A 7,382-nucleotide genomic window follows, 5' to 3' on the forward strand; every position below is an offset into this window, starting at 1 on the left:
AATAGCGTCGCCGCCTGTTAAAATTATTGTAAATTGTTCTTTTTTAACAGAAAATTCTGAAATAAAGCCCTCAATTTCATAACACAACCCGTTTACAACACCAGAATGAATAGAATGATCTGTGCTGTTTCCAATAAAATTATCTGGTGAATTACTTTCTAATAATGGTAACTTAGCAGTATAATTATGAAGTGCTTGATAGCGCATTTGCAGTCCAGGAGAAATAGCGCCACCTAAATATTCACTATTATTAGTAATGAAATCGTAAGTTACGCAAGTTCCAGCATCAATAATTAAAACATTCTGATTTGGATATTGTAATACAGCGCCAGAGGCTAAAACGCTTCTATCAATTCCTAAAGTAGCTGGAGTTGTATATTTATTTTTAAATGGAAAAACCGATGCTGAATGTATTTCAATTACTTCTATCTGATTTTTCAACCATATACTATCCATTTCATCCAGTATTGAAACGGAAGCCAGTACCGCTTTTGTATGATTTGGATGTTTTTTAAAAATTATTTGAAAATTATTTTGAAAATTATTTTTTTGGAAAACAAACGTATCAATAATGTTAAACTGCTTAAAAACAGCAACTTTAACATTAGTATTGCCCACATCAATTGTAAGTATCATATTTAATAATTAGAAATGCAAATGTACGAAATTGATTTTTTTTAATAATTGTTTTGGAAAATATAAAATAGGTTCTATATTTGCACCCGCAATGAAAAGGTAGCAATACCTAAAATCGCAAGGTACCTTAGCTCAGATGGTAGAGCAACGGACTGAAAATCCGTGTGTCCCTGGTTCGATCCCTGGAGGTACCACTTAAACCCTTGATAATCAATTGATTGTCAAGGGTTTTTTGTTTAAACAAAAAAACCTCAAACGTTTATGTTTGAGGTTTTATATTTAGATTATAGCTTTGTTATTATAAATTCGCTACGCCTATTGGCTTGATGTTCTTCTTCTGTACAAGGTATATCGTCTGCACATTTATTTACTAATTGTGATTCGCCATATCCTCTTCCAGTTAATCGTTTGGCTTCAACACCATTTGCAACTAACCATTTTATAGTAGATTTAACACGCTTATCTGAAAGTGCTAAATTATATCCTATAGTTTGACGGCTATCTGTATGCGAACGAACATCGATTTCCATGGTAGGATATTGTTTCATCACTTCTAAAATTTTTGCTAATTCCACTTCCGCATCTTTACGAATGATGGCTTTATCTAAATCAAAGTAAATGATGTCTATTCCTAATGTTTTTCTTAAATCTCTTCCTACTTGTAGTGGTTGTAATTTTGGAGTCATGGAAATTTTTAAATCTTTTAGGTCAGATTCTTTTGTAATGATAACCATATTTTCTACAGTTGCGTAATCCTTTTGTTCAGGTACAATTCGAAATTTATTTCCACAATCTACTGCCCCAAAATCAAATTTTCCTTTTACATCCGTAATTTCTTCACTTAATTTTAAGTAATTTATATCAAACATTACCACTTTTACACCTTCAATTGGCACTTGAGTACGAGAATCAACAACAACTCCTTTTAAATTTTGCTGACAGTCTTTTGGAACAGGAATGGTTTCAGTACATTTATAAATATCATCATAACCTAAACTGTTTTTTTCTCTATTTGAACTAAAAAAACCATTTTTAGAGGCCGTATCCATGATAAATGCAAAATCATCCGAATTAGAATTTACAGGTTCACCCAAATTTTTTATTTTTCCGTGTGTACCATCTTCATTCAACTGAGTAATAAAAACATCTAAACCTCCCAAGCCTGGATGGCCGTCTGAGGCAAAATACAATTCGTTTTTATTGGATATAAACGGAAACGTTTCTCTTGCTTCTGTATTAATTTTATCGCCTAAATTTACAGGTGTACCAAAAGTTCCATCCTCAAGTATTGCAACTTTATAAATATCAGATATGCCTTTTGTTCCTGGCATATTTGATGAAAAATACAATGTTTTTTCATCTGGAGATAATGCGGGATGTGCGCAATTATATTCATTACTGTTAAACGGTAATTCAACAATATTTTCCCAAGAATCTCGAATTTTAGTTGCTTTAAACAATTTTAATAATATAGTTTTATCTTTATCCCTTCCTTTTTTACCATTTAAAAAGTTGTTTCTGGTAAAATACATGGTCATTCCATCAGTTGTAAAAACGGGAGTAGATTCGTGGTATTTTGAATTAATTTTTTTTGAAAATTTCTCAGGTTCAGATAAATTTCCATTTTCTGTAATTACTGAACCATATAAGTTTGTAAATGACTGATTGGTCCAACTGTGCTTTTTAACAAATACGCCTTCTGTATCTCGTGCAGAAGTAAAAACTAATGTATTTTTATAAAAAGAGGTGCCGTAATCTGAATATTCCGAATTAATGCCTGCATTTTGTATGTTATATCTTCCCGAATTGTTTTTAATTTCTTCCAAATAATCATATTGTTCTTTAGATAACATTGCACGTATATCTGAATTATTTGCTTCATTAAAAAGCGCCATCATAGCATCGGCTTTTTTATAATCGCCAACTGCTTTTAATGTTTGAGCATATCTAAAATAATATTCCGAATTTAATTTTTCATTTAACAAAAACAAATCGTTATACCAATAATTAGCTTCTTTTAGTTTTGCTTGAAAGTAATATGAATCTCCAAGTTTACTAAATAATTCAACAGATTTATATCCGTTTTTAGCTACTTTTTCATATGTTTTAATGGCGTCAACATATTGAAAATTCTCGTAATTTGAATTCGCTTTTTTAAGTTGTACTCCCTGAGAATAAACAAAAAAAGTAAACATCATTACACAAAACGAAATGCTATTTTTTATTTTCATATTATTTATCATTTTAGAAAAATCTTGGTGAAATAATTTTTTCTTGTTTTCCTTTGAACTCATATCTTAAAAAGATTTCATGAGAACCTGAATTGTAATTAGCTAATTTTGTTGTGTCCGAATCATACGTATAACCCACAAACCAATTACTATCAACTTGAAAACCTACTAAACCACTAACAGCAGCACTCCAACGCCATGCTCCTCCAACAACAAACTTGTCATGAAACATAAAATTTGCCGTTAGATCCGCTTGAAGGGGTGCTCCTTTTACAGATTTTATTAAAAATGCGGGTTTAAATTTAGTGCTTTCTGACACATCTAATACATAACCACCAATGAAATAATAATGTAAGGCATCTTTAGCTACGGAATTAGTATTATCATCAAAATGTTTGGTTTCTAAAATAAAAGGCACAGAAACACCTGCATATAATTTATCGGAATGATAATAAATACCAGCTCCAATATTTGGTGAAAATTGATTGTCTATATTATTTTGAAACTTAGGATCGTTTTTATCGTACTTGTTTAATTTGTTATAATCTACATTTAACAAACTCGCCGAACCTTTAAGTCCAAAAGATAATTTATAACTATCTGAAGTATTAATGGTGTATGAAAAATCTGTGGAAACTGTATTTCGTTCTGAAATCCCTATTTGATCATTAGAAACTGTAAGACCTAATCCAACTCTTGAATTCTCAATTGGCGAATGAATTGATGCTGCCGCTGTATTTGGCGCGCCTTCTAGCCCAACCCATTGCGCTCTATACATTCCAAAAACACTCATAACACCTCTTGAACCTGCATAAGCAGGATTTACATTTATAGTGTTATACATGTATTGTGTATACTGTGCATCTTGCTGAGCTACGGACATCGTAGTATTTAGCGTTGTTAAAATACTAATAAAAAAGACTTTAATTAATGTCAATTTATTCGCTTTACTAATTCCAAATTTCATTCTAAGAATTTTTAATGTAAAACAAATATAGTTTTATATAATTATATTTTACGTCAAAAAAATGATGAATTAGAAGTCCTGCTATTTTTTTATGATTTTTGCGGAATGTACAAATTTATCTGATGAAAGTTTGACTAAATATTCTGCTGTAGAAAGATGTAAAAGGCTTAGTTTGATTGAATTATTTTCATTTTTAAGATCCTCGGAATAAACTAAACGACCTAAAACATCAAATACATATGCTGAAATTTTATCACCTGGGGAAGTTGAAAATGAAAAATTTATTTCATTTACAAATGGATTTGGATAAACGGTTGTGGCGATAGAAATGGTATTTTGTTCTAATATTTTGCTCCAATTACTTTGTTGAAAACCCTGCTGAACAACATATCCATTTGATGAAGTGCCCGTTACGGACTGTTGACCAACTGAATATCTTACAAATTGCCCATTTGCGGTCGTAACAGAACCACCTTGTGCACTTATCATTTCGTGATGAAGTTGTTGAGCAACAACGATTTTATTTATAAAAAATAAAAATATAATAAAGAAAATTCGCATTGTTATATAGATTAAATAAAAATTAATCGCAAAGATAAAAAGTATTCTTCAAATAATTAATAAATAAAAGTTGTTTTTTATGTAGAATTTGTTCTACATAAAACATAATTAATTGAATTACAATAATTTAAAATAATTTGTAAAAAAAGTGAGCCCAATGGACTCACTTTTATTAAACAAATATGTGATCTGTTTTATTGCTGATATCTATAAGTAAATCGAACTTTATTTCCAACAGGATTTCCGCTAGCATCGTGTTGATAGGCTTCAAAAACATAATCAATTTTAGTAGCTGGTGAAACAGGAGTTGTAGTGTTAAAAATTTTATAGCCCTCAATGTCTCCTACAATTCCGTTAGCAGGAATAGTTATTATTGGCTCCGAACTTAATGGATAGGAAAAACCTGTAATAATTGAAGACAAACATTGCGCCCCAATACAAATACTTAAATAACTAGTATCAGGAACCCCACTAAAAGAAATAAACTTAACTTTTGTATTTATTGGTGCTGCAGACGTATTTTTAAAATAAAATTTTAACTCATTAGCACCACCTTGTGATGAAATAGAAGTAAAAGTTAAAACATCTCCATCTTTAATTTCAGCTCCTGTAGTTTTATGAAAAACTTTAAGTGCCGTATTTGCAACTGGTTCTGGAGTTGGTGTTTGCTCATCGTCTTTACTACAGCTAATAGCTGTGATAACAGCGAATAAAAGGATTACAATTTTTTTCATGGTTGTTTATTTAGTTATTCAATTATTATTTTTTTAGTTTGCTCTCCTAATTCATTACTCAATTTTAATAAGTAAAGTCCTTTTTGAAGTTGGGTTAAATTTAAAGTAGTTTTGTTGTTAATGTTTAACATTCTGAAAACTTCTTTACCTGTAACGTCAATTGCAACCACATCTGTAGGCAATTGCGTATTGATTGTAAAAATACCATTAGAAGGATTTGGATATAACGTAATTTCATTTGTATTAAAGTTCTCTAGACCAAGAATATTAGCCACTTGGAATACTCTAGTTTCTGAAGATCCGAAAGCGCCACCTTCAATGCCAGGAATTACAACTCCATTTGCAAGTACTTGATAAGAACCCATACCATATCCACTATCCATACCATCTCCGTATGCATCGTTAATAACAAACTTGTAACAATCAAAAGGTAATGTTAAGTTTATATCTGCTTGAGGATATTCTCCTGCAGCAGCTGCATCTGTATAGGTTGGACTTGATACCATAGGTGTATTACTTGAATTTAATAACTGCCAAGACGTTTCTGAACCATATCGATCAAGTGTAATTTTAATTGTAATATTAGTATTTGTAGTTAACGCTGCTTTTGCAAAAGTCACAGAACCCGTATTATCTGAAACATTTGCGTCTGCGGGTAATGAAATATTTAAAGTATTACTATTTAAAAGAGTATACGAAATTGCTGGTAAAGTAACCGTTTCTTTAGCAAATGAAACTAAATTACCTGTCCAATTAAAGACTTGAGGTGTACCGCCATTAATACTATACGTTATAGGTAATGTAGTTAAGGTATTTTGTCCATAATTTTGAATTTGGATTTTTGGAGAAATAGATGACGCACATTGATTTTCAATACTTTCAACCTGTTTTACTTTAACATCATTTGCTGCTAATCCTGTGTAAGTTGGGGTTGCGCCGTTACCTGAAATAATTTTTTGTTGACCTTCTGCCATGAATGCAACAATCTCAAATTCGCCCATTTCAGCAATGATATTATTATAAGCAGCTGGAATAGTATATGTGTAAGTCCTAGTAACAAAAGTACCAGCACTCGTAGTGTTAATAACTTCACCCCATTGCCCAGTTAACATATGAATTAGCCTGTGTTGGTGATTATAATTATTTCCTTGATTTCCACCTGTCTGTGGTCCTACTGTGTTATTTTGTAAAAAGGCTACATTTAAATTATTTGAAGCAACTGGGCTAGCACCAGTATAATATGCTTCAACTAATACGGTTAATAATCTTGTATTTGTATTAATTGTTGCAGTAGTGGCTACGTTAACATATGAAGACTCTGTTAGTATTTGATCTGAAGCACCACTCCAGAAATTTCTACTCATCGCTGTACCAGTTGTACCGTTTTGAGCACTACCAGGAAACACGGTGCGGTTAACAGTACCAGCTGGATAACCAGCTATTCCGGTTTGATTCACTATAGCTGATCCAAAGGGAGTTCTAAAATCTGGTTGACCAACGCCTGGTGAAGCAAAACTTCCAACATGAATATTTATTAAAAAAACATTGCTAGGATTTGATGCCTTAATAGCGTTAGCTATTGTATGTCCAGCTGGACACCAAACACAATTTACACCCGTAAATTCTTCAAGAATAACCTTTTTATTTTGAGGTGTTGTTTGAACTATTGTTTGCGCATTCATTTGAAAAGCTGCAAACAATAATGCGATTAAAGTAATTTTTTTCATATTTTTAGTTTTAGTTATTTCGTTACAATAATAATAAATTTATTTTGAAAATCAACTAGATAGTTAAAAAAAAGTGAATTGTTATTACAAAAAAGGTAATATTTCGTTTTTTAATCTGTCGTATTCTCCTTGAAGAATTAAACCGTTGTCTAACAGTTTTTTATAATTATTAAGCTTGTCAAATAATTCCTCTTTTGATAACTCCGAAAGCTTTTTTTCGTGCGACGGAATAGGCTCTTCTAATTCTGTATCTTGAACTGCTGATATAATTTCTGCAAAATGCGTTACTTCTTCTGTTTGAACCTCTTCTATTTCAATGGATGCATTTGCAACTGAATTTGAGTTTGTCGAAACCCCATTTTTCAAAATATCCAATTGTTCTTTTGCATACGTATATAATTTACGTGCTTGATTTTTTGGTAAATATTCTACCGTATGTGTTAAATCGGTTTTCGTTGAAAAAGAAAAATCGGCACCTAAAAAACCTTCTTTTACAAATGTTCCGGCAATATCATCCCAATCGTAA

At 31.3% G+C, this 7,382-nt stretch carries 7 protein-coding genes and 1 tRNA gene; 1 reads left to right on the plus strand and 7 read right to left on the minus strand.

The features are described 5' to 3' along the window. On the minus strand, positions 1-636 hold a 636-nt coding region (locus ABWO04_RS08745; protein ID WP_353079214.1), incomplete at its 3' end, for a type III pantothenate kinase. 121 nt (positions 637-757) lie between these two features. Here ABWO04_RS08745 and ABWO04_RS08750 point away from each other — a divergent pair. Beyond that, positions 758-830 (plus strand) — tRNA-Phe (locus tag ABWO04_RS08750). Positions 831-920: 90 nt separating this feature from the next. Here ABWO04_RS08750 and ABWO04_RS08755 read toward each other — a convergent pair. The 6 genes from ABWO04_RS08755 to ABWO04_RS08780 form a co-directional block, all read right to left on the minus strand. Further along, on the minus strand, positions 921-2,867 hold the full coding sequence (locus tag ABWO04_RS08755; protein WP_353079216.1) for an OmpA family protein: 1,947 nt from the start codon (positions 2,865-2,867) through the stop codon (positions 921-923). A 13-nt stretch (positions 2,868-2,880) separates the two neighbouring features. Next, the gene (locus tag ABWO04_RS08760; RefSeq protein WP_353079218.1) at positions 2,881-3,834 is read right to left on the minus strand and encodes a PorP/SprF family type IX secretion system membrane protein; all 954 of its coding nucleotides are present in this window, start codon (positions 3,832-3,834) and stop codon (positions 2,881-2,883) included. Between the two features lie 81 nt (positions 3,835-3,915). Continuing rightward, the gene (locus ABWO04_RS08765) at positions 3,916-4,395 is read right to left on the minus strand and encodes a T9SS type A sorting domain-containing protein (RefSeq protein ID WP_353079220.1); all 480 of its coding nucleotides are present in this window, start codon (positions 4,393-4,395) and stop codon (positions 3,916-3,918) included. A gap of 194 nt (positions 4,396-4,589) precedes the next feature. Then, positions 4,590-5,129: a hypothetical protein gene (locus ABWO04_RS08770; RefSeq protein ID WP_353079222.1), complete on the minus strand. Its 540-nt coding sequence runs from the start codon at positions 5,127-5,129 to the stop codon at positions 4,590-4,592. Positions 5,130-5,143: 14 nt separating this feature from the next. After that, positions 5,144-6,856 (minus strand): T9SS type A sorting domain-containing protein, encoded by a 1,713-nt coding sequence (locus ABWO04_RS08775; protein ID WP_353079224.1) that lies wholly within the window; start codon positions 6,854-6,856, stop codon positions 5,144-5,146. Positions 6,857-6,940: 84 nt separating this feature from the next. After that, the coding region (locus tag ABWO04_RS08780) for a PH domain-containing protein (RefSeq protein ID WP_353079226.1) at positions 6,941-7,382 on the minus strand (442 nt) is incomplete at its 5' end.

This window comes from Flavobacterium sp., assembly GCF_040382755.1.
Taxonomy (GTDB): Bacteria; Bacteroidota; Bacteroidia; order Flavobacteriales; family Flavobacteriaceae; genus Flavobacterium.

Coding starts and splice junctions, on each gene's coding strand:
- ABWO04_RS08755 (WP_353079216.1), bottom strand. CDS start 2,867: ATGAAAATAAAAAATAGCATTTCGTTTTGTGTAATGATGTTTACTTTT.
- ABWO04_RS08765 (WP_353079220.1), bottom strand. CDS start 4,395: ATGCGAATTTTCTTTATTATATTTTTATTTTTTATAAATAAAATCGTT.
- ABWO04_RS08760 (WP_353079218.1), bottom strand. CDS start 3,834: ATGAAATTTGGAATTAGTAAAGCGAATAAATTGACATTAATTAAAGTC.
- ABWO04_RS08775 (WP_353079224.1), bottom strand. CDS start 6,856: ATGAAAAAAATTACTTTAATCGCATTATTGTTTGCAGCTTTTCAAATG.
- ABWO04_RS08770 (WP_353079222.1), bottom strand. CDS start 5,129: ATGAAAAAAATTGTAATCCTTTTATTCGCTGTTATCACAGCTATTAGC.